At 71.6% G+C, this 21,325-nt stretch carries 12 protein-coding genes; 1 reads left to right on the top strand and 11 read right to left on the bottom strand.

Annotation, left to right across the window (positions count from 1 at the left end):
* Positions 1–132: 132 nt before the first annotated feature.
* The 9 genes from WMF19_RS24060 to WMF19_RS24020 form a co-directional block, all read right to left on the bottom strand.
* Entirely contained in the window at positions 133–2,190 is a 2,058-nt protein-coding gene (locus WMF19_RS24060; RefSeq protein ID WP_437901272.1) for a hypothetical protein, read from the bottom strand.
* Entirely contained in the window at positions 2,187–6,089 is a 3,903-nt protein-coding gene (locus WMF19_RS24055) for an RHS repeat-associated core domain-containing protein (RefSeq protein ID WP_437901271.1), read from the bottom strand. Before WMF19_RS24055 ends, WMF19_RS24060 begins: the two co-directional genes overlap by 4 nt.
* A gap of 312 nt (positions 6,090–6,401) precedes the next feature.
* On the bottom strand, positions 6,402–7,199 hold the full coding sequence (locus tag WMF19_RS24050; protein WP_437901270.1) for a hypothetical protein: 798 nt from the start codon (positions 7,197–7,199) through the stop codon (positions 6,402–6,404).
* A complete protein-coding gene (locus WMF19_RS24045) occupies positions 7,196–8,458 on the bottom strand; it encodes an AAA family ATPase (protein ID WP_437901268.1) in 1,263 nt (420 codons plus the stop codon). The genes WMF19_RS24050 and WMF19_RS24045 overlap by 4 nt, the downstream gene beginning before the upstream one ends.
* 119 nt (positions 8,459–8,577) lie before the next feature.
* Positions 8,578–9,483, bottom strand: a complete 906-nt coding sequence (locus tag WMF19_RS24040) for a hypothetical protein (RefSeq protein ID WP_437901267.1) — start codon at positions 9,481–9,483, stop codon at positions 8,578–8,580.
* Positions 9,484–9,994: 511 nt separating this feature from the next.
* On the bottom strand, positions 9,995–10,996 hold the full coding sequence (locus WMF19_RS24035) for a hypothetical protein (protein ID WP_437901266.1): 1,002 nt from the start codon (positions 10,994–10,996) through the stop codon (positions 9,995–9,997).
* Complete coding sequence (gene mvaD / locus WMF19_RS24030; protein WP_437901264.1) at positions 10,993–12,000, bottom strand: diphosphomevalonate decarboxylase; 1,008 nt, start codon at positions 11,998–12,000, stop codon at positions 10,993–10,995. Before mvaD ends, WMF19_RS24035 begins: the two co-directional genes overlap by 4 nt.
* Entirely contained in the window at positions 11,997–12,974 is a 978-nt protein-coding gene (gene mvk / locus WMF19_RS24025) for a mevalonate kinase (protein ID WP_437901262.1), read from the bottom strand. Before mvk ends, mvaD begins: the two co-directional genes overlap by 4 nt.
* A complete protein-coding gene (locus WMF19_RS24020; protein WP_437901260.1) occupies positions 12,971–14,083 on the bottom strand; it encodes a polyprenyl synthetase family protein in 1,113 nt (370 codons plus the stop codon). Before WMF19_RS24020 ends, mvk begins: the two co-directional genes overlap by 4 nt.
* A 229-nt stretch (positions 14,084–14,312) precedes the next feature.
* Here WMF19_RS24020 and WMF19_RS24015 point away from each other — a divergent pair, with 229 nt between their 5' ends.
* Positions 14,313–16,274, top strand: a complete 1,962-nt coding sequence (locus tag WMF19_RS24015; RefSeq protein WP_437901258.1) for a DUF6345 domain-containing protein — start codon at positions 14,313–14,315, stop codon at positions 16,272–16,274.
* Between the two features lie 155 nt (positions 16,275–16,429).
* Here the strand turns inward: WMF19_RS24015 and WMF19_RS24010 are convergent, their stop codons facing one another.
* Together WMF19_RS24010 and WMF19_RS24005 are read right to left on the bottom strand one after the other, a co-directional pair.
* Entirely contained in the window at positions 16,430–19,213 is a 2,784-nt protein-coding gene (locus WMF19_RS24010) for a protein kinase domain-containing protein (RefSeq protein WP_437901256.1), read from the bottom strand.
* Between the two features lie 130 nt (positions 19,214–19,343).
* Positions 19,344–21,323: a protein kinase domain-containing protein gene (locus WMF19_RS24005; protein WP_437901254.1), complete on the bottom strand. Its 1,980-nt coding sequence runs from the start codon at positions 21,321–21,323 to the stop codon at positions 19,344–19,346.
* Positions 21,324–21,325: the final 2 nt, after the last annotated feature.

The raw sequence follows: 21,325 nt of genomic DNA, 5'->3' as shown, positions 1-21,325 counted from the left end.
GCGGCGGTGACCCGGCGGGCGTCGGCGACGCGGCGCGGGTCTCCCGGCGGGCGTCGGCGACGCGGCGCGGGTCTCCCGGCGGGCGTCGGCGACGAGGCGCCGGCCTCCACACGGCCTGGGCCCGAGGCGCCGCTACGGCAACCAGCGGCCCACCTCCGCGATCGCAGAGGCAGCGCCGACGATCGCCGCCGAGCCGCCCAGCCTGCGCAGCAGCGGCGCGAAATCGGTGAGCCCGCCCCAGCCGATCAAGAGGTTCTCGAAGTCGTCTTCCCAGCAGTTCCCCAGCACACCGCAGAGCACGCACGCAGCGTCGTGCAGCGCCATCCACGGCGCACATGCGAGCACCGACCGCAGCGTGTCGCTGTCGCCATGCTGCCAGTAGGCGTCCATGACCTCGGCCACGGCTCGTTCGCGGAGCGCTTCGGGCAGGTGCGGCACGATCGCCGCGAAGGCAGTCACGCGGAGGACGCCCTCCGTCCTGTCCGCCAGGCGCAAGGCTTCTTCCGGCTCAAGCCCCGCACACGCGGCGGCAGCCTGGTCATAACGACCGGAGAGAAGAGACCCGAACTTGTTGGGCGCGGCGTCGCGCAGCCGGCGCGTGAGCTCCGGGTCGGCCTCTGTCGGGATATCGGAGAACGAGGGGATCGGACATGGCACGAGCTCGCCGGCCTCACCGAGCGCGGCCCGCGCCTCGTCCGCCCACGCCTGCACCGTCTCCCGTTGGGCCCCGGTCAAGGTGCCCGCCAGCGTGACGAGCGCCACCGCCCGCGCGCGCGCCGCACCGGTCGGCTTCGCGAGATCCACGCTCGGCTCCTTGTAGGGGTGGGCGCGATCGTCACGCGGCCCGTGCTGGCTTCCCTCCTTGGCGAACAGCGCACCCTCGACGACGGCGCACCGCGTGATGTGGTTCAACGCAGCTGCGCGCTCCGGTTCGGTGGATGCAGCGAACAGCGCGTCTTCCGCAGCCGTGCGCGCGCGGCGCGCGTCCGTGACGAACCCCACGAGCCCTCCAGGTCTTTCCATCCAGGTGGCGAGCCACGCTGGCGAGACCAGCTCCACGAAGGCAGACAGCGCAGGCGCTCGCCGCGTCATGTGCGCTCCCAGATACTCGACGAGGTAAGCTGGCCAGGTGAGCGCACCGCCCTCGGGGGGCCTGGCGGCGCGCAGGCTGGCCAGGCCTCGGGCGACGATGCCGTCTTCGAGCGACGCGATGTCTGCCGATGCAGCCCAGCGCGCGCGCGTCGCGTCGTCGCGGAAGCGGTAGGTCCCGTCGTCCGCGTGGACCACGAGGTCACGCGCCGGGCGCGGCGCGCGGTGGAGCGCCTCGATCGACGCGCTGGATAGCCCGAACGCCGCGATCAGGTCGTCCTTCGATACCGGCGCGAGCGCCGCCGCCAGGGCGTCGAGGCACCGCTCCGCCGCGCGCCCGTCATCTCCGCTCCCGGCCAGGGTGTCTCGCGCCTGCTGCACCGCCGCTTCTGCGGCGGCGGCGTCCCCTGGCACGTGCAGCACCGCGGAGCTCTCCTCGGTCCACAGGAGACGCTCGCGCCAGGCCGCGCTCTCCTCGGGGAGCCCTCCCATGCCCACAGATACGATAATCCGCGCGCCCTCGTCCGGTTCATGTAGAAACAGGATCCCTTTATTGGGGCCCCAATCGGCAGCGCGATCCATCCCGTCGATGATCACGAGCAGCACCGGCTCATCGGGATCGGGATCCGACGATAATGCGCCGGCTGAACGCAGCGCCATCCAAGTCGACCATCGCAGCTCGTTGGGACTTCGCGGGCGAGAGAACGCCGCCGACCATGAAGTCTTGAAGAGGGCGAACAATACCTTGAGCGCATCGCGCTCCACCGCGGTGCTGGAGCATGCGCTCACCGGGAGAAAAATCACCTCCGCGGCCTTGCGCTCCGCGACGGTAGATGCCCAACGCGCGAGCAGCGTCGTGCATCGCGACGGCTCCGCACCGATCACAAGCGCACATCGGGGGCCTTCCTGGAACCATCGGTCGAGTGCGGCCAGCCGCTCGGCGTCTTGTTCGGAGGCGGGCGGCGCCAGGGCCTCATCCTGGTGGGTTCGCCAGAACGCGGCCAGGCCCGCGTGCGACCGCGCGTAGCCGCCCTCCGGGCCACGCAGGCGATCGAGCGCGCGCAAGGAAGGTCCCTGTTTGCCGACCGCTGAATCCCTCATCGTTTCCTCCTCATCGCCTGTGCCAGGGCCCCCTCGGGGAACGGTTTGTACGTCGTTTCCCCGTCCCACGGCTTGATCTTGTCCGGCTTCAGCGGTGCATGTCCGATGATGCCCTTCTCGATCCCCATGTCGTTGAACATCTGCTTGCATGCAGCGCACGGGTTGGCGGCGAACCGAACGCCCTTGTCGTAGTGGTTCTTGGTGCCTTCGTAGGTCTCGATGGTGTAGCCCTCCTCATTGAACAGCTTCGCGATGTCCTCTTTCTTCGTGTTCGGTCCCATCTTGCGGGCGAGGCTCGTGAGCGCCGTCATCTCTGCGCAGGAGGTCCGATCGGGCAGCGGCACCGCCGGATGCTGTTCACCGACACCTCCGCCTTTTTTGAGGTTGTGTCCTTCAGCGACCACATTGCCCCGCGCGTCCTTGATGACGGAGTACATCAGCCCGTCGGGGTCGACGGCGGACGTGGGGCAGTTGGCGGCGTAGGCGAACGGGTTGAGCCCGCCCTCGATGCCGATGGGGTCGGGGCTGATGTACCGGCCCAGCTTCGGGTCGTAGGAGCGATGGCGGTTGTAGAACAGCCCGGTCTCCTCGTCGGCATACTGGCCGCGGAAGCGGATGGGCGTGCTCGTCGAGGCGCCGTCGGCCACGGCGGCCGCGCCCCACGGGGAGCGCAGGAGCTCGCAGCCGAGCCGGCCGTCGGGGCCCACGAGCGCCTCCGGGGCGCCGGAGTCGTCGTTCACGTAGTGCCACCACGGCGACACCGTGCGCACGCCGCCCTCCGTGCGCGCGTCGCGGTGCGCGAACGGGATGGTCGAGCCTTGCTCGAAGACGTAGGTGCGCTCCTCGACGACGGGCGCGCCGCCGCCCCCTGCGCTGCGCTTGATCTCGTGGACCAGCGCGCCGCCGTCCCACACGAAGCGCGTCGCCTCGAGGAGCGTGCGCCTGCCGTCCGCCTCGCGCCGCCACAGCCGCTTCGCCACCCGGCGAGCGAAGGGGTCGTACTCGAACGAGACCACCGTGCCGTCCGGCCGCTCCACGGCGTCGAGCCGGCCGGCGGCGGACCAGCGGTAGCGCGTCACCGCCTCTTCCCCCGAGGAGCGGCGCTCGCGTCGCGCGACGAGGCGCCCTTCGGCGTCCCAGACGTAGCGCTCGGCGCCGCAGCGCTCGATCCGGTCTCCCGGCCCGTACAGGCGCCCCGGCGCGCCAGGCGTGACGTCGTGCACGTTGCCTGTCTCGTCGTACCTGAACGAGGCCTCCTCTCGGCCCTCCCGCAAGACACGCGCGAGCTGGCCGATCGGATCGTAAGAGCACTGCGTGGTGCCCCGCCGCTGGTCCCAGCGCATCGCGAGGAGCCCGTCGCTCGTGTAACGGAACGCCTCGGCGCGGACGGTGGCCGGTGGCACCGGGCCGACCCATTCGGGCTGTCCTGGTCCGACCGCGGGCGCCGCCGCGCGCGCGATCACCCTGCGCTCCGACAACCGCCCCAGCGCGTCGTACGCGGCCTCGATCCTCGCCCCGCCCGGGAGCACGCGCGCGACCTCGCGGCCGAGGACGTCGTTCTGGGACACCGAGGCGACCTCGCCGTCGAGCGCGAGCTGGACCTGCCCGCGCGCGAAATTGTGGGTCCAGTGCGCCGCGTGCCCGAGCGACGTGCGGCGCCCGGCGACCTCGCCCGTGAGGCGGTAGTCGATCCGCACGTCGGCGCGCTCGCCCGCGACGTGCTGCTCTTCACACACGATCCAGCCGTTCGCGTTGCGCTGGAACACGAACAGCCCGGCAGGGCACGCCGCGGCCACGATGTCTCCGTTCTCGTCGTGCTCGAACGACTCCTCCGTCCCGTCGGCGAACACCCGCCGCACGAGCCGCCCGGCGGCGTCGCGCTCGTACTCCGTGCGCTCGCCCAGGCCGTTCCTCGACCACACGACGCGGCCCATCGCGTCGTGACCGTAGCGCGTGACGCGCCCGTCGAACGCGTGCTCCTCCACGATGAGCCCCGCCGGATTCCGCGTGAAGCGGTAGATCTCGCCGCGGGCGTTCTTGACGTAGGAGAGCCACCCTTCGCGGTTGTAGCGGAGCTCCACGACCTCGCCGTTCGGCTTCTCGATGCGCGAGAGCTTGTGGAAGCCGCCATAGGACAGGCGCGTGGTGCGACCCTCGGCGTCGGTGATTGCAACGATGTTACCGGCGCCGTCGTGGGCGTACCGCTCGATGGCCCCGTCAGGCGAGCGCACGGAGAGCAGGCGGCCGGCGTTCGAGTACGTGAACGCCGTCCTCCCCCCGCGCGCGTCGAGGATCTCGACGCACCGGCCCCACGCGTCGTACCTGGCCTGCGTGCGTGCCCCGAGCTCGTCGACGCGCTCGACCACGTTGCCGTGCGCGTCCCGCGCGAAGACGATCGTCCTGCCGTCGGGCCACTCCGCCCGGACAGGCTGCCCTCGCGCGTCGAAGCGCACGGTGCAGGTGGCGCCGAGCGGGTCGGTCCAGCTCAGCTCGTCGCCCGCGCGGTGCACGCGCGTCGAGGCGCCGTCAGGCCCGATCACCTCGAGGATCTCGCCCGCCGGATCGCGGCGGATCATGGTCACCCGCCCGAGCGGATCGACCACCCTCGTCTCACGCCCGAACAGGTCGCGCTCCCAGGTGGTGGTCGCCCCGAGCGCGTCCGTGAACGAGGTGAGGAAGCCGCGGTCGTCGTAGCTGCGCAGGAAGACGCCGAGCGGCGTCACCGCCTTGGCGACGAGGCCGTGCGCGTTGCCGAAATAGCGGTGCAATCCGACCGAATCCACGGCCTCGGAGTAACCGTCATCCCCGTACTCGAACTTCGTGTGGAGGACCCCTCGCGCTTTCGTCTCATGATCCGCAAGGACCGCGGGGACATCCTCCGCGAGGCTGATGTCCGTGGCGCCCGGAACCTCTCCCCAGGTCTTCACGCATCGGCTCGCCGCGTCGTAGCGGAAGAAGAAGGTGAGGCCGGTCGGGGCCGTGGTGGACGTCAGCAGGTTTCGCTCGTCGTACGCGTACGTCGTGAGCTCGCCATCGGCGTCCTCCGCGCCGGTCAGCCGCCCGTGCGCGTCGTACGAGTACCGGACGAGCGGGACCCACCTCGCCTGTTCGAGCGCGTTCTTCGCCTCCAGGGCGGCAATGTGGCCATCGCGCCCGCGGACGACGCGGACGACCCGTCCGACGGCGTCGGTCACCTGAACGAGATGGCCTCGCTCGTGGGTCAGGACGATGCGGTTGCCCCAGCGATCGGCGATCGCCGAGAGGCGGTAGGTCATGCCGTCGTCCGACGGCACCTGAACCTCGAAAATGAGGCGCGGACCGTCCGGTAGATCGAGCCGGAACCCGAGGCCCTCGCGGTGCAGGAGCCAGCCATGGGGGCCGAGCACGCCGGCGCCCGGTTCGAGCTTGCCGAAATCGTGCTCCACGCCGTCGGACGTGATGACGCGGACCGACCTCCGGCGCTCGATCACCTGCCACGCGAGCGAGAAGGTCCACCCCGGTCCGAGGCCGACGTCGCGGTCGCGCGACGTGCTGGAATACGTGCGCTCGATCCGGAGCGGCAGCGGGCTCGGAAGAAAGAGGTCGACGGCGGGCAGCGTGAACACGCGGCCGGTCACGACGTCGACCGGATCGCCACGCGACATGGTGCCGCTCGTACCGGGCCCGTGGTGGTTGGGGCAGCCGCCGCCGTCGGTCGAGCCGGTGCCGCACGACCCCGCGCTCTTCCCGCCGCCGTTCGCGTCACTGCCGCCGCCCTTCCCGTCGGCTCCCCGCGCGCCTGTCGAACCGCCGCCGCCTTTCCCCCCGGACCCGTCGCCGCCTCCTCCTCCGCCCATCACGAAGACTCCCGGATTCATGCCGGGGATCGCGGGGATGTTCGGCACAGGCGCTGTTCGCATGCGGCCATGCTCGACGGCGCGACGCGAAAGGGCAACGGCGTTTGCGACCGCATGGCTCGGACGGCTTCTCCGGGGGCGGCTGACGTGGGGGAGGAGGTGGATCAGACGGGAACGTCGGGCTCGCCCTTCTTCCGACGATGCACCCGCTTGGCGTGAGCCGCCGGGCGAGAAACGTGGCTTGTCCCATGATGGCTGGGTATTACGGCCGTGCGCTCGCGGAAGCGCGTGGCAGCTTTGCGGCCGTGGCGCCGTCGACGCGGTGCGCCCGAGGTCCTCCTCGCCCTCATCAGCGCCGCTGGTGCAGCGGCCGCATCATTCCCAGCCGCGTGTGCGCTCGAGCGCAGCACGCAACGCGCCGCACCGGCCCATGCGATCCACGCTTTCGGCGAACGATTTCCTCACGTCGTAGGCGAGCTGGGTGGGAAATCCGTTGGATGCGAGCTCCCTGTTGTATGCCTTCTTCAGGCACAGCGCTTGGTCGGGCGCGGGCAGGTCATCGAGCTCCGCACGCTTTCCCTCCCATGCCTCGATATCCTCGACGTGACGGCTCCCGTGCTCACGGCGGCAGATCTCGCTCGCGCGTCGAACGTTCTGGTAGAGCCAGGCCTCGATGCTCCGGAACGGGCAGACGAGAAGGAGACGCTCGATCTGCGGCACGGGCGCAGGCGGCTCGGCGTCGCCCTTGGCTCGCAGCCTGGTCCGAGGAGCGTTCGCGCGACCCTGCTCGGCGACCTGCGGCAGCAGCGTGCGGACCAGTTTATCGAACTTGTCGAGGTTCTCGCTGGTATTCCGCTCGGCCCACGGCCGATCCCCGTCGACATGGAAGACCACGAAGGTGTTGGGCATTAGCAGCATGCGTGCGATGTACTTGAGCAGCCGGACGCGTCGCTCGTGCTCGCGCGGGTTCTTCCCGTCGGTCTTCCAGACGTTGCCGCGCATCGCCTCCTCCTCGCTCGGCTCCCTCGGAAGGAAGTCGACCCGATGGCGCCCGTAACCGGGAACGACGAGCTCGAGCATCCGGCCGACGAGCGCCTCGACGGTCGCGCGACCGTCCTTGCCGCTGTCCTCCGTGAGGATCACGATCGAGAGGCGGGCCGCCTCCGGGCTCACCACAGCCCCCGCGACTGCAGGATCTCGCTCACGTGCTCGACGCCGACCTCGTAGGCGACGAAGAACTCCGCGGCGTCCTCGTCGCGCATGTTCGCCCACGCCCAGGCCGGTCTGCCGCCGCGCCGCTCGTCGCGACAGAGGACGAAGCTGCGGTGGACCTGCTCGGGCGAGGTGATGGGGATGTAGTCGAGCAGGAGCGGGTTCTGGCTCGTCAAGAACGCCTGACGCTCTCCGATGGCTTCGACGCACGCCGTGATCCAGTGGTGATGCAGGCCGTTCACCAGCTCGTCGGCGATGACGATGTCGTCGTTGCAGGCGAGGTAATAGAAGAAGGTGAGCAGGCGCTTCTGCCCGTAGCTCAGGCGCGTGTGGGTGATGAACTCGCCGCCCTCCCACCAGAACCGGAACACGAAGTTCCCGAGCTTCACGTCCTCGTAAGCTTCACCCCACGGGTGCCGTTCGGTCACGTCCACCTTCAGCTCGGCGGCGTCGAACCCCATAATCCCCTTGATGGTGGCAAGGAACTCCAGCTCAGGGTGCTTGAAGGTGTAGTCAGACCTTGACCGTTCATACAACGGCTCCAGTTGTCGGCGGAGGGCATTCGGTAGGAGAGGGGACTTGATTCTGGAGACCAGCACCCTCTCTTGACGAACGACGACCACGCGGTAAGTATCGCTCGATCCGGTGAGCCACGTGAATAGCTCCAGCGACTCGTCGAAGCGTCTCGCCGAGCTTGCACCAAGAACCGTGTTGTAAATGGGGGTTGGGATGAAGTCAGGATCCTGCATCATGTAGATCCAAAGAAATCCTGGGTTGAGGCATGAAAGCTCCCGACCCCCTCCGATCGGCTGGTCGTCTCCGATCGTAAGTCCACGCTCGCTGTCGTACCGAATGTGGCGGCGAGGTCCAGATGGCGAGTCGTCGAGCGTGACGTCTGCAGCAGATCGCCAATACTCCGACAAGTCGATTATGGCGCGGGGCTTCGCTTCTACTTGTAGAAGGCTCGTCTGATCTTTGTTGCTGATAGCGACGATCGCTGTCGCCTCTCCTGGGATCGTGAGCTCGTACTCGACGGCGAACTCTTCTCTGGCCAAGCTGCTGAAATCCGACCTCACCACCATCGAGATCAGCTCGAGCAGCGTCGTCTTTCCGGTCCCGTTCTGGCCGAGCAGCACGTTGAGCCCGTCCGAGAACCGGAGCTCCGTACCCGGCGCCACGCCCCGGAACTTCTCGATCCGCAGTCGCCTGAGCTTCAGCATCGCGCGCCGACGTTAGCCTGCCGCGCTGCGCCGTCAACCGCAGCGGCCCCAGCGCAGCGCGGCGCGCTCCCCCGAGTCGCCGAGCGATCGCGCCCGCCTGCGCCGCCGATCCGCGTCGGTCAACGCACCACGAGGCGCATCGGGGGGCGGCTGTGCTGGATGTGCTCGGCCTCGAGCTCCTCGAGCTCGAACGCCCTGTCCATGTCCATGTCGAGCTCAGCGAGCTCGCGCTGCGTGCTCTCGCCGTTGTCGAGATCGTCGAGATCGCGCATGAACCGGTCGATCTCCACGCACGTCGCCGGCGAATCCACGGGCGTCATCGACTGCTCGTGCATGAGCTGGATGAGCTCGAGGATGGTGGCGAGCTTCTGCGAGACGACCTCCAGCCCGTCGCGGGTCTGGCTCCAGCACTCGGCGCGGCGGTAGGCGATCGAGAGGCGCCGCTCGGACAGCCCGCGGGTCCGCCCCGCGGACGTGCTCCGGACCGCCTCGAGCGAGCGGATCGTGTCCATGAGCTCGCCGTGGTTGGTCATCGCGAGCGACTCCTGGCCGGCCTTGTGCGCGATCGCGAGGCGGATGTAGCTCATGATGAGGCGGCTCAGGCCGAAGCCCTCGTCGAGCAGGGGCGGGATCGCGCCGCCGCGGCGCCGGATGTTCTCGCGGGTGCGATCGATCAGCCGATCGAGCCGCGCGAGCTCCTGCTGGTGCCGGATGTCCATCTGCCGGATGAGCGACTCGCGCGCCCTCGACCAGGCCGCCCGATCCACCTCGTCGAGCTGCGCGTCGATGCTGCGCCGGAAGAACCCGCGCCAGGGGACGACGCACAGGATCACGAGCTCCGCCCCGAGCCCGAGCAGCAGGAGCAGCGGGCTCCAGCCGATGAAGCTCAGGAGGAGCGCGCTCCCCACGACGAGCAGGTTGTACGGGTGGACCAGCACCCGCCCCAGGTACGTGCTCGCGGTGCGCCTCCGCAGCGGTGCGACCTGGACGCCGAACGCGGCCAGCATCGCCCTCGACTCGGCCATGCTGGCGCCAAGCACATCCTCCAATCGGCAAAGCTCTCGATCGCACGTCGTCATGGAGCCCCCCTCCTCACCTGGTCCTGTGGTCCTCGTGCCACCTCACCCCGTTCACCACCCCCCGCGGCCGAACCGCGACCGACGGTCGGCGGTCCGGCGCGCCTGCGCGCGCCCCGCGCCGATGCGTCTCAGCGCGCTGTGAACGCAGGTCACGCCCGCCGAGCCCGCGCTGGCAGCCACCTGCCCGCGGAGCCCGCCTCGGAGGACCCGGCGCTCACCGCGCTCATCGGCCGTCCAGGCGGTATCACCATGAAAACTCAAGCTTTCACGGCGGCGCTGCAGCATCGCCAGCTCCACGAAGTCCATGCTTTCCCTGCTGTTCGCGTCCCGAAGGCCTCATGGGGGACCGCGGTGCGTCGCCCGAGCGCAGCGCCGCGGTCGATCCGGGAGCGAGCAGAGCGGGCTCCGTGCCAAGCGCTCCGGCACCGCGCGGCGCACGATCGGCGAGGGGGCGCGCTCAGGCGCGGAGCGGGCGGGCTGCGTCCAGCACGTGGACGCCGGGGGCGCCGAGCGACATCGGCACGCGCTCGAGGCCCGCTTCGCGCGCCGCGGCGAGCCATGCCGTCGAGGGCGGCGCGCCGCCGACGAAGAGGGAGACGTCGCCTCCGCCCGCGCCGCTCGGCGCGAGCGCTGCCCCTTCGGCGGCCGCGGCAGGGCGGAGGCGCCTGAGCGCGGGGGTGACGATCGGCGCGCCCGCGCGGTCGCCGAGCTCGCCGAGCGCGTCGACCTGGCGATCCAGCGCGGCCACAAGCGCGCGGGCGTCCGCGGCAAGGGCCGCGGCGCGCGCCCCCTCGGCGGCCGCGCCGAGCAGCGCGCGGTGCGCCTCCGGCTCGCGGGCGGCGAGCGCGCGCACGCGCTCGAGCATGGCGCTCGTGCGCGCCGACGCGTCGCTGGCGAAGACCTCGATCACGAGCCCGCCCGGCAGGGCGTGCGGCGCCACGTCGAGCTCGCCGCCCGGCCCGAGCCGGCAGCAGAGCACGCCGCCGTAGACGCTCGCCGCGACGTCGACGCCGCTGCCTCCGCCCTGCGCGCGCCGGTGCGCGGCGAGCGCGTCGAGGAAGAGCGCGCGGGGGTCCCACGCGGGCGCGCGCTGGTCCTCGCTGAACGCGCGCGCCGCCCGCGCTTCCGAGGCCGCCGCGGCGCGCGCGGCGAGCGTCGCGACGAGGATGGCGGCGCTCGAGCCGAGGCCCAGCTTGCGGCTCGCCTCGCGGGGCGGCGCGCCCGGGAAGGCCGGAGGCGGCTCAGGCTCCGCCGAGCGGAGCGCGGACGCATCGAACCACGCCGCCGCGTCGAGCGCGCCGGCGTCGATCGCTGCCTGGACCTCCTCGGTGACGAGCGCGGCGGGCCGCGCCGGGTCGGCGAGGACATACCGATCGACGGCGGCCACCAGCGCGGGCGCGCCCTCGAGCACGGCGTACGCGCCCGAGAGGACCAGCTTGCCAGGCGCGCGGACGATCACGCGCCCCCGGACGAGGGCGCGAGGCGGGCGCCGCCGCCGGGGACGGCCGTGATGGTGCGGAGGACGCCGGGGACGGCGAGCAGCGCCGCGCCCACGGCGGCCTGCGCCTCGGGCGTCGTGAAGACCTTCACGTGCGGGCCGGCGTCGATGGTGAAGAACGCCGGCGTCCCCTGGGCGCGGAGCCTCCGCACCGCCGCGATCACCTCGACGGTGGCGCCGGTCCAGTAGAGCAGGCCCGGCGAGGCGGCGATGCTCGAGGCGTGCATGCACAGGGCGCTCGCCTCGGCCGCGACGCCGAGCGCGGCGAGGTCGCGGTCGAGGACCGCGGCGCGGACCGCGTCGAAGAGCGGCGGCGCGGCGTCCACCCACGCGGGGAAGTACGGGCTCGTCATCGCGGTGTGCCGCATGCCGTCGCTGGAGCCCACGTCCTTCGGGCCCTCGCGCGTCACCGCGATCACGACCGCGAGCGGCCAGTGGTCCTCGGGCGCGAGCGGCGTCGCGGCGAGCGCCTCGTCCCCGGGGCGGCCGGCGCGGAGCTCGACGAAGCCGCCGAACGCGGAGCGCGCGGCCGATACCGAGGTCTTCCTGGCGAGATCGCTCACCAGCGCAGGCGCGGTGGGCAGGCCGGCGGCGGCGCTCGCGGCGAGCGCGAGCGCGGCGAAAGCCGACGCGCTCGAGGCGAGGCCCGCCGCGGTGGGGAAGTCGTTCCGGCTGACCACGCGGGCGCGCTCGCGCCGCCCCGAGGCCGCGCGGACCCGGTCGAGCAGCCCTGCGACCCGGCGCGTCGCCTCCGCGTCCGCCGGCAAGGCCGCGCCGCCGAGGTGGAGCTCGTCGCGATCGAGCGACGCGTCGAAGGCGACCTCGGTCGTCGTCGCCATCCCGGCGAGCGTCACCGAGAGGCTCGGCACGGCGGGCAGGTTGTGGCCATCGGCCCGCTTGCCCCAGTACTTCGCGAGGGCGATGTTCGGATGGGCGATCGCGGTCGCCCGGCTCACGACGGTCATGCTTGCTCCTGTGGCTCCGTCCTCGTCACGCCCGCCTTCACCCGGGTGACGAAGCCGCTGTACCCCGCGTCGCGCCAGGCGGCGAGCACGCGGTCCGCGGCGACGTTCGACGTCGCGCCTTCGCCTGGCGGCGGGAGCAGCGCGATGACCGAGCCGCCGCCGCCGGCGCCGGTGATCTTGGCGCCGAGCGCGCCGGCCTCGCGCGCGAGCTTGCACAGGGCCTCGATCGCCTCGGTCGAGACGAACATGCCGGCGAGGAGCATCTGGTTCAGGTCCATGAGGCGGCCGAGGCCGACCGCGTCGCCCGCCTCGATCGCGAGGGCCGCGTTCTCGACGAGCGCGGTGATGCCGGCGATGGACGTCGTGGCCAGCGTGGGCTTGCGCTCGAAGAGCCTCGCCACAAGCTCGACCATGCTGCGCGTGGACGACGACACGCCGGTCGAGCCCACGCAGAGCCACAGGTCGTCGCGCGGGGCGATGGAGGTCGCGCCGTGCGCCCGGGTGAAGCGGAAGCAGCCGCCGCGGGCCGCGGCCGTCGTGTCGATGCCCGACGGGTTGCCGTGGAACACGCGCTCCCAGGCGGCCGCGGCGTCGGTGACGGCGGCCGCTGTTTTGGACGCGGCCGCGGGCGCGCGCGCTAGCCCGGCAACCGACCGGGCGATCGCGACCCCGAGCGCCGCCGAGCTGCCCAGGCCGCCGCCGGGCGGCAGATCGCTCTCCGCCTCGACGCGCACCGGGCCGACGTCGGGCAGCGCCCCGAGGAGCGCCGCGAACGCCCGCGCCACGTCCTCCTCGGCCGGCGCCGCGCGGAGCTCGCGCCCGCCCAGCCGGAGCGCGCTCGCGCCCGAGCAGCGGGTCGCCCGCGCGCGGGCGCCGCGCTCGATGCCGGCGGCGAGCGCGGGCGCGCCGTACACGACGGCGTGCTCGCCGAGCAGGATGACCTTGCCGGACGCCTCGCCGAGCGCCTCGGTCATGCGCCGGTCCACCGGAGCGCGCTCGCGGCTCCGCACAGGATCAGCCGGGCCGACGCGCTCACCGGCAGCGAGCGCGCGAGGACCTCGGCCTCGCCGCACAGGGCGGAGAGCCGCTCCTCGACGGCGCGCCGCGCGCCGCACGCCTCGAGCGCGAGCGTCGCGGCCGCCACGGCGTCGTCGCTCGCGTCCTTGCGGCCGAGCGCGCGCTCGACGGCGCTCCGGCCCGCGGCGTCGAGGCGCCCCTCGGCCGAGGCGAGCACGGCGGTGCGCTTGCCGGCGCGCAGGTCGTTGCCGACCGGCTTGCCGGTCGCGGCGGCGCTCCCGAAGGTGCCGAGGAGGTCGTCGCGCAGCTGGAAGGCGATGCCCACGGGCGCCGCGAACCGCTCGAGCGCCGCCACGGTCTCGGCCGGCGCGCCGGCCAGCGTGGCGCCGAGCGCGAGCGGGCCCCGCACCGTGTAGCTGCCGGTCTTGAGCGCGTGCATCTGCTCGACGTCCTCGGCCCGGCCGACCACGTCGAGGTGCTGCCCGATCACGACGTCCTCGTGCATCTTGCAGAAGAGCCGGACGGCCGCGAGCGTCGTCTCCGGCGGCGCGTCCGCGCCCGCGAGCGTGCTCAGCGCGAAGCTCCAGGTGAGGTCGCCCGCGAGGATCGCGGACGAGGCCCCGAGGTGCGGATCGCCGAGCGTCTCGGTCAGCGCGACGTGGACGGTGCGATCTCCGCGCCGGACGGTGTCGCAGTCGATCCAGTCGTCCTGGATGAGCAGGTACGTCTGGAGCAGCTCGAGCGCGACGCCGGCGTCGATCGCGGGGCCGAGCGGCGCGTCCGGCGCGACGCCCTGGTACGCGGCGATGAGCAGCCCCGCGCGGAACCGCTTGCCGCCGCGCAGCGTGAGGCTCCGCGCCTCGGAGACCATGGCCGCGACCTCGCGGCCGTAGCGCTGCACGGAGGCAGCCTTGTCGCGCCAGCGCTGATCGAGCGCGGCCTCGACGCGGGGGCGGATGGAGGAGAGAAAGTCGAGGAACAGGCGCGCGCCGGGATCCTCCGTCCCTTCGAGCGTCCGATCGCCGGCGCCGGGCGCGCTCTCTCCGTCCTTCGTGTGCGCTGTCATGGAATGCGCGGCAGCCTAGGAGGCGGACGCGAGGCGGTCAATCTCGGCCGAGAGCGCGCGGAGCGCGGAGAGTCGCGCCGCGGAGCGGCGCGGCCGAGGTGGCTTGGGTCGTGCAATGCGTGGTGCTCGCGTCGCGGGCCGCGAGCGCCGCGCGGAGGCTCCCTGCGAGATCGCTCGTGCGGAGTTGCGCGCCGAGCCTCGCCGTCGCCGCAGGGAAAGGGAGACTTTGATGAAGAGATCACCGGATGGGGTGTTGGGCGTCTTTCTCCTCGTGACCCTCGGCGTCGCCGGGTGCAGCGGCCGCGACGCCCGCGAGGATCTCCCGGAGAGCGCCGATCGCGGCGTGTTCCGCGCGGCGTCGCCCGCTGCGGGGTCGCCTGGCAGGGAGGCGCGATCCCTGCCCGCATACCGCGTGATCGGCGGCGGCGCCGACGTCGCGCGGGCGTCGGCGCTCGCCGGCGCGCTCGGGCTCGCGGAGGATCCCGCGCGGGGAGGCGCCGCCGCGCTCGTGGCCGACGGCGCGATTCGCTACCTCGACGGCGCGCGATTCCAGCGCTTGCCCACGAGGAAGGCCGACGCGCCGCCCGCGCCTGGGTTCCGCGACGAGCGCGGCTTCGCCACGTCGGCGGGCGATGACGCCCTGGATTTCGAGGCGCTCGCGGCGCTGCAGGTCCTGCCGGAGCCGGACGCGGCGGCGCGGGCGTGGGCCGCGCTGGACGCCGCGGGCCTGCCGGTCGGGAGCGATCTCGCCGTCGGCCACTCGCTGCTCGAGGCGGTTGACGCGGAGGGGCGGTATGTGGCGCGGGCCGAGCTCGACACGCAGGTGAGCTTTCGCGACGAGCTCGAGGGGATCCGGCTGATCGGCCCCGGGGCCAAGGTCCGCGTGACGTTCGACGGCGAGGGCGCCGTGACCCACCTGATCTACGCGCGGCGCGAGCTCGAGCGAGGCGAGGACGTCGCGATCGTCCCGGCCTCCGAGGCCCCCGCGCTGTGCGCCGGCGCGCTGGGCAGCGGCGCGGTGATCGCGGCCGAGCCGGAGCTCGTCTATTACGCGCCGCCGCTGTCCCGCGAGGTACGGCGGATCCTGCCCCATTATGTGTGCAGCGCACGGCGGACGGTCGGCGGGGAGGTGGTGGACGTCCGCAAGCGGATCGTGCCGGCCGTCATAGACGCTCCGAGGGCCGAGATCTCGGTGCGTGTGGACGGCGCGACAGCGCTCGCGGAGGCGAGCGTCACCGGAGGTACTGCTCCGTACACGTACAGGTGGGTATCGTCGGCGCGCTCGCTCGACGGGCTCGACTCGGTCGGTGAAGGGGGAGAAGGCGTCTCGCAGGTGAAGGTGTCTGGCGTCTCTGGCCTTCGCGGGGAGACGGACACGCTCTCGCTCTATGTCACGGACGCCGACGGTCTTGTCGCGACAGCATCGCGGGGGCTCTCGTTCGGCCGCGCGGCGGCGGGGCTCGACGCGGCGCGCCCGCCGCTCCCGCCGCCGGTCGACGACGGCCGCGCGGTGGTGGGCGCCGAGTGGGTCGGGCTCTGCGGCGGCCTCGATCACTCGGCGGCGAACGTCGATGGGCTGTTGAAGGGCTTCCGGGAGGGAGGAATCGAGTCCCGCTTCAACTGGGGCGATCAGCGCGCGTGGGAGGTCGATTTCAAGGATCCGGCGCTGGGCGGCCAGGACGCGTCGTTCGCGGATTCGGTGGATCTCACGTTCTACACGGGGCACGCGAACGGCGTCGGGTTCATGTTCTGCAGCGCGATGAACGACCGGGTCCTCCATTTCAGCGACGCCCGCTGGGGCAACGCCAACCTGGAGTGGATGGTGGTGGCCGCCTGCGGCCCGCTCCAGGACGACGGCGGCGCGTGGCGCTACCGGTGGGCGGGCGCGTTCGACGGGCTGCACCTCCTGCTCGGCTATGCGACGGAGTCGTTCGACGACACGACCGAAGGATCGAAGTTCGCGCGCTACCTGCTCGACGACGAGAGCCCGGCGCCGGTGCGGCAGGCGTGGGTGACGACGGCGATCGAGGTCCAGCCGGACGACGAGGTGATCTACGCGGTGATGGGGGCGTACGGGCAGGGGTGGACGGTGCCCAACTACGATGACCATTTCTGGGGCAAGGGGCCGGTTGGGCCGGATCTGACGGGGGCAGCGAGGATCGGGTTCTGGCGGATCTCTGGGCCGACATAGCCCTGTTGCGGGAGGTTCGTCGCGGAAAGAGAGGAACCGCCAAGACGCCATAAGACGCCAAGAAACACAGAAAAATCTTGGCGTCTCGTGGGGTCTTGGCGGTTCCATTCTCTCGGGCCTCTCTGCCACTCCCGGCAGCGCGGCGCGGGCTCAGCTCAGTACCCGAGCCACTTCGCGTCGAGCTCGATCGAGCAGTGATCGACGAACCGAAACCCGACCCCACCCCCGTCCGCGCCCCCGCCGATCGTGTACACCGACTCGTTCGCCTGCGGCCGATGGTCTTTCGCGCTGAACGAGATGGGCCCCGCCGTCATCCCGTCGAGCACAACGTTCTGGAAGCCCTCGAGCGCGGCCTTCAGGTCCTCTCCGGTCGGGTGCGTGCGGCCGGCGTCGATGGCCCGCTCGACGGCCTCCCGCCACATGAGCGCCGCGGCGTGGCCCTGGACGTAGGGCTGGTCCTGGTACAGCTCCAGCGGGTGGCCGTCCTTCTCCCGGTAGGCCCTGTGGATGCGCAGCATCTCCGCCATCCCGCTCGAGTGCTGGGTGTCGCCGTAGACGGGCACCGGGAACAGCCCATAAAAGATCCCCGCGCAGTCGGCCCCGCAGACCGCCAGGGTCCTCTCGCCGATACCCCAGTTGTTCGCCATCACGCGCAGCTGCCAGCGGTGCTTCTCCGGCCCCGGGAACGCCTGCTGGATGAGCTTCTGCGCCGCGGCCGCGCCCTTCCCGACGAAGGACGAGGGGAGGACGCTGTTACCGGCCCAGAACCAGCTCGTCGGCACATACGACGGGTCCGCCCGCTTCTTCTCGATCTCGCGCTTCACGTAGCCGATCACCGCGTCGACGATTCGCCCCTCATCCTCGAGGGACGACGTCTGCGGGACGATCAGATCCTCGCCGAGCAGCATCCCGGGCAGCTCCTCCACGTAGGCTTTGCCCGCGGCGAGCGGATCGACGCAGTAAAGACACTTGTCTATCGTGTCGTGCACCATCGCGATGCGCCCGGGCGCGATCTTCCAGGCGGCCTTGATGCCGATGCGGATCGCGGTCGAGTAGTCCGTCGCCGGGAAGAAGATGTAGGGGTATCCAGGGCTCGTCTTGTGCTCCGTCGCGGCGGCGCTCTGGCCTAGCGCGTTGAACTCGGCATGGGACACGTCCGCCGAGATCGGCACCGGCGTGGCGAGCGAGCCGGCGTACGAACCGGGAATGATGAGCTTCTTCTCCTCCGTGAGCCTCGGGGCGACACGGGTGGTCGGCCCGGTGCCGAACACGAACAGCGTGGAGACCTCGCTCCACCCGGGCTGCTGCCGCCACGCCTCGATGACCTCCTCCGTCTTGGCGGGGTCGTACTGCGCGTCCTTCATGTCGACGTCGATGGGACAGCCCCGGAGCCCTCCCTGACTGTCGTTGAGGTGACGCAGGTAGTCGTAGACCCCGTAGTTGTACGGCGGCGAGATGTCGGTGGCCGTCCCTGTGTCGCCCGTCGTGATCCGGACGCGGAGCACCCCGGTGCAGCGAGCGCCGGCGTCCGGCTCGACGAGCACGGCCGCGGCGGAGCCGGCGGCTGGCGCCTGCCCACCAGGGCGGCGCGTCGAGAACGCCGCCGCCGCGACGAGCGCGGCCGCGCCGAGCGCCCCGATCCAGTAGCTGCGCTGCTGCGGCCCGGCGGCCGTGCGGGGGTTCGACCTGAGGCTCGTCGAGTCCGAGGCGGGGCGCCCGGGGCCCGGCGTCCCCGAGGTCCGCTGGCCGACGTCCTCGTCGAGGGCGATCACGGGCTGAATGCGCCTTCCTTCTGCGCCCTCGAAGTGGCTCACGCGAGAGGGGCGGGGCTCGGCGGGCGTGCTCGGGCGGTCCACGCCCTGCGCGCTCTGATCGAGGTACGCCTTGACCTGCCGCTGCATGCTCGCCCGGCGCTCCGCGAACGCCGCCAGCATGCTCGCGCCGATCTCGTCGGACCCGACGTCCTCGCCCGCCGCGCGCAGGTAGTCCTCGAGCGTCGCGCGCATCTCCTGCGCGGTCGCGAACCGCTTCGCCGGATCGCGGTCGAGCGCCCGCGCCACGATGGCGTCGAGGGCCGGCGGGATGTCCGGCCGGAGGAGCGAGGGCCGCGGGATCTCGTCCACGGCCGCCAGCTTCCAGAGCGCGCTCACGGCGTCGCCCCCGAAGAGCCGCTCCCGCGTGAGGAGCTCCCAGAGCACGATCCCCGCGACGAAGATGTCGGCCCGCCGATCGGTCGAACCGCTGCCGACGGCCTGCTCCGGCGCCATGTACGAGGTCTTGCCCTTCAGCTTCCCGGTCTCGGTGAGGTCGGCGTTGATCGACGCCTTCGCGATGCCGAAATCGAGCAGCTTCACCGCGCCGTCGTACGTGACGAAGATGTTGTGCGGGGAGACGTCGCGGTGGACGATGCCGAGCGGCGCGCCGTCGTAATCGCGGAGCTCGTGCGCGTAGTGGAGGCCGCTCAAGAGGTCGGCCACGATCCTGACCCAGACGCCGCGCGTGAAGCCCGCGGCGCCCGGCTCCCCCTCGGCCACCGCCCTCATGAGCGCGCTGAGCGGCTGGCCCTCCAGGTACTCCATCACGGTGAAGTAGCCGTCGTCGTCGTGATCGACCTCGTAGGTCTGGACGATGTTGGGATGGTTGAGGCGGGCGGACAGCTTCGCCTCGTCCAGGAACATGGCGACGACCTTCTCGCCGTCTCCGCCCACGCCGCGATGGCGCTTGACAACGACGAGCTTGTTGAAAGACCCCGGCCCCCGCGCGATCGCCAGGAACACGTCCCCCATCCCGCCCCGGCCGAGCTTCGCGATCAGCCGGTACTTGCCCAGGATCGCCGCCTGGGTCGGCTCCGCGTCCGAGGTGTCTTGACCCGTGCCCACCATGTTACCGGCCGTCCCCAGGGACGCGCGATGCTCCGAGCGGACTGGGTATGTGAGCAAAGCCGGTTATCCTTGTCAACGCCTCCGTGGGCTGGACCACGGCAGGGCGTCGGCGTCGTCCTCGTCTCCACCTCCATTTCCTCGTCGCGCTGCACGAGCCGGTCGTGCAGCGGGTCCTTGGACCCAGCGCTCAGGAGGGCGACGTCGCTCGGCTGGAGCGAATCTCGAGCGTGGGGACGTCGCTCTGAGCTCCCGCGACGGTCCCCTGCGCAACGGTCGCGCGGCCGACGATCTCGAAGATCTGCACGGGCCCCTTGGCGCCCACGAAGGCGCGCTGCCCGCGCGGCGCGCACTGAAAGCCGGCGGCCTTCGCGTGGACCTCTCCGCTCACGAGGATCTGATTCCGCTCGGCCGCGGTCTCCAGCTGGGCGGCGACGCTCACGACCTCGCCGAGCGCCGTGCAGTCGAGCCGGCGGCAGGCCCGCGAGCCGATCTCGGCGATGATGAGCTCGCCTGTCGCCACACCGATGGAGATGCCGGGGACGAAGGCTGATGCCTCCCCGGCGCGGCGCGCGAGCGTCTCGAGCTGCGCGCGCACGACCAAGCACGCATCGAGCGCGCGCGCGACGTGATTGGGGCCGCGGAAGAGGGCCATGACGCAGTCGCCCAGGAACCTGTCGATCGTCCCACCCCGCATCGAGAGCTCGAGCGCGATGACGTCGAGGTTCGCGTTCAGCATTCGCACCGTCTCCTCCGCGCGCTTGCCCCGGGCCGCGTCGTGGAAGCCGGCCAGATCGAGGAAGGCGACGGTGCCCTCCGCGACTTCGCACGCCCCGAATCCGTCGGGGCAGCGGAGCCGCTCGACGGCGAGCGGGCTCGCGAACGTGCGCAGGAGGTCGTTCTCCCGGCTCGATCGGCTGTTGTCGCGCAGCTCGCACACCTGCTTCAGCGTCTTCTCGATCGTGAGCTCGAGGTCCTTGAAATCGATCGGCTTCACCAGGAAATCGAACGCGCCCCGGTTCATCGCGGCGCGGATGTTCTGCATGTCGCCATAGGCGGACATGACCACCGCTCGCGCGTGCGGGGTCACATCGCCGATGTGGGGGAGCAGCGTGAGGCCATCCATGCGGGGCATGTTGATGTCGGTGAGGACGACATCCGTGTCGGGGTGGTTGCGGAGCTCGGCGAGCGCGCTCTCGCCGTCCTCGGCGAAGACGAAGTTGTAGATGCCCTCGCGGATCTGGCGACGAAAGCACTGCTTGATGAGGGCGGAGACGTCAGGCTCGTCGTCGGCGATCAGGATCTTGGCCGGGCGCCGCTCGTTGCCGGCGGCCAGCGCGGCGAACGCAGCGGCCATCTCGCGCGCCGACCGGAAGCGCTGGGTCGGATCCTTGGCCAGCGCGCGCTCGAAGAACCGATCCAGCTCGGCCGACAGCCCCGGGACGAGGCTCGACGCCGGACGGAAGGGCTCCGTGCAGATGCCCACGACCAGCCCGCCGAGCGTCTGCGCGGTGAACGGCAGCTCGCCGGTGAGCGCGCAGTAGGCGAGGACGCCCAGCGACCAGAGGTCGCTCCGGTGGTCCACGACGGCGCCGCGCATCTGCTCCGGGCTCATGTACGTCGGCGTGCCGATGAGGCCGCCGCCGCCGGTGAGGCGCAGATCGTCGCTCTTCGACCGCATGGTGACCACGCCGAAGTCGAGGAGCTTCACGACCTCGGCGGCCTCGGTCCGGGCGAGGAAGACGTTCCCGGGCTTCAGATCGCGGTGCACGATGCCCGCGGCGTGCGCGGCCGCGAGGCCCCGCGCCGCCTGCGTCACGATCGACGCGACCGCCGGGAGCGGGAGCCGCCTCACGCGATCGAGGTGGCGCTGGAGATCCTCGCCCTCGAGCAGCTCCATCGCGATGTAGGGCCGCTCCTCGTCGACCCCGTGGTCGACCCCGTAATCGTAGATGTGCACGACGTGCGGATTGCGGAGCTGCGCTATCGACTTGGCCTCGCGATCGAAACGGGCGCACGACTCCGGTGACTCCACGTGTTCGGCGCTCATCAGCTTGAGCGCGACACGGCGTTGAAGGCGCAAATCCTCCGACTCCCAGATCTGCCCCATGCCGCCACCGCCGATATGCCGTATCAGCATGTACTTCTCGGCGATGATGGGTTCTGCCATAG

It is taken from the genome of Sorangium sp. So ce124 (genome assembly GCF_051525235.1).
Lineage (GTDB): Bacteria > Myxococcota_A > Polyangia > Polyangiales > Polyangiaceae > Sorangium > Sorangium atrum.
The sequence above is the reverse complement of the archived record's forward strand: the minus strand, read 5'-3'. Positions and strand labels throughout refer to the sequence as shown.

What these genes read in the sequence shown, in the direction of transcription:
- WMF19_RS24045 (WP_437901268.1), bottom strand. Translation starts at nt 8,458, where the DNA reads ATGCTGAAGCTCAGGCGACTGCGGATCGAGAAGTTCCGGGGCGTGGCG.
- WMF19_RS24020 (WP_437901260.1), bottom strand. Translation starts at nt 14,083, where the DNA reads ATGACAGCGCACACGAAGGACGGAGAGAGCGCGCCCGGCGCCGGCGAT.
- mvk (WP_437901262.1), bottom strand. Translation starts at nt 12,974, where the DNA reads ATGACCGAGGCGCTCGGCGAGGCGTCCGGCAAGGTCATCCTGCTCGGC.
- WMF19_RS24060 (WP_437901272.1), bottom strand. Translation starts at nt 2,190, where the DNA reads ATGAGGGATTCAGCGGTCGGCAAACAGGGACCTTCCTTGCGCGCGCTC.
- WMF19_RS24015 (WP_437901258.1), top strand. Translation starts at nt 14,313, where the DNA reads ATGAAGAGATCACCGGATGGGGTGTTGGGCGTCTTTCTCCTCGTGACC.
- WMF19_RS24055 (WP_437901271.1), bottom strand. Translation starts at nt 6,089, where the DNA reads ATGCGAACAGCGCCTGTGCCGAACATCCCCGCGATCCCCGGCATGAAT.
- mvaD (WP_437901264.1), bottom strand. Translation starts at nt 12,000, where the DNA reads ATGACCGTCGTGAGCCGGGCGACCGCGATCGCCCATCCGAACATCGCC.
- WMF19_RS24040 (WP_437901267.1), bottom strand. Translation starts at nt 9,483, where the DNA reads ATGGCCGAGTCGAGGGCGATGCTGGCCGCGTTCGGCGTCCAGGTCGCA.
- WMF19_RS24005 (WP_437901254.1), bottom strand. Translation starts at nt 21,323, where the DNA reads ATGGCAGAACCCATCATCGCCGAGAAGTACATGCTGATACGGCATATC.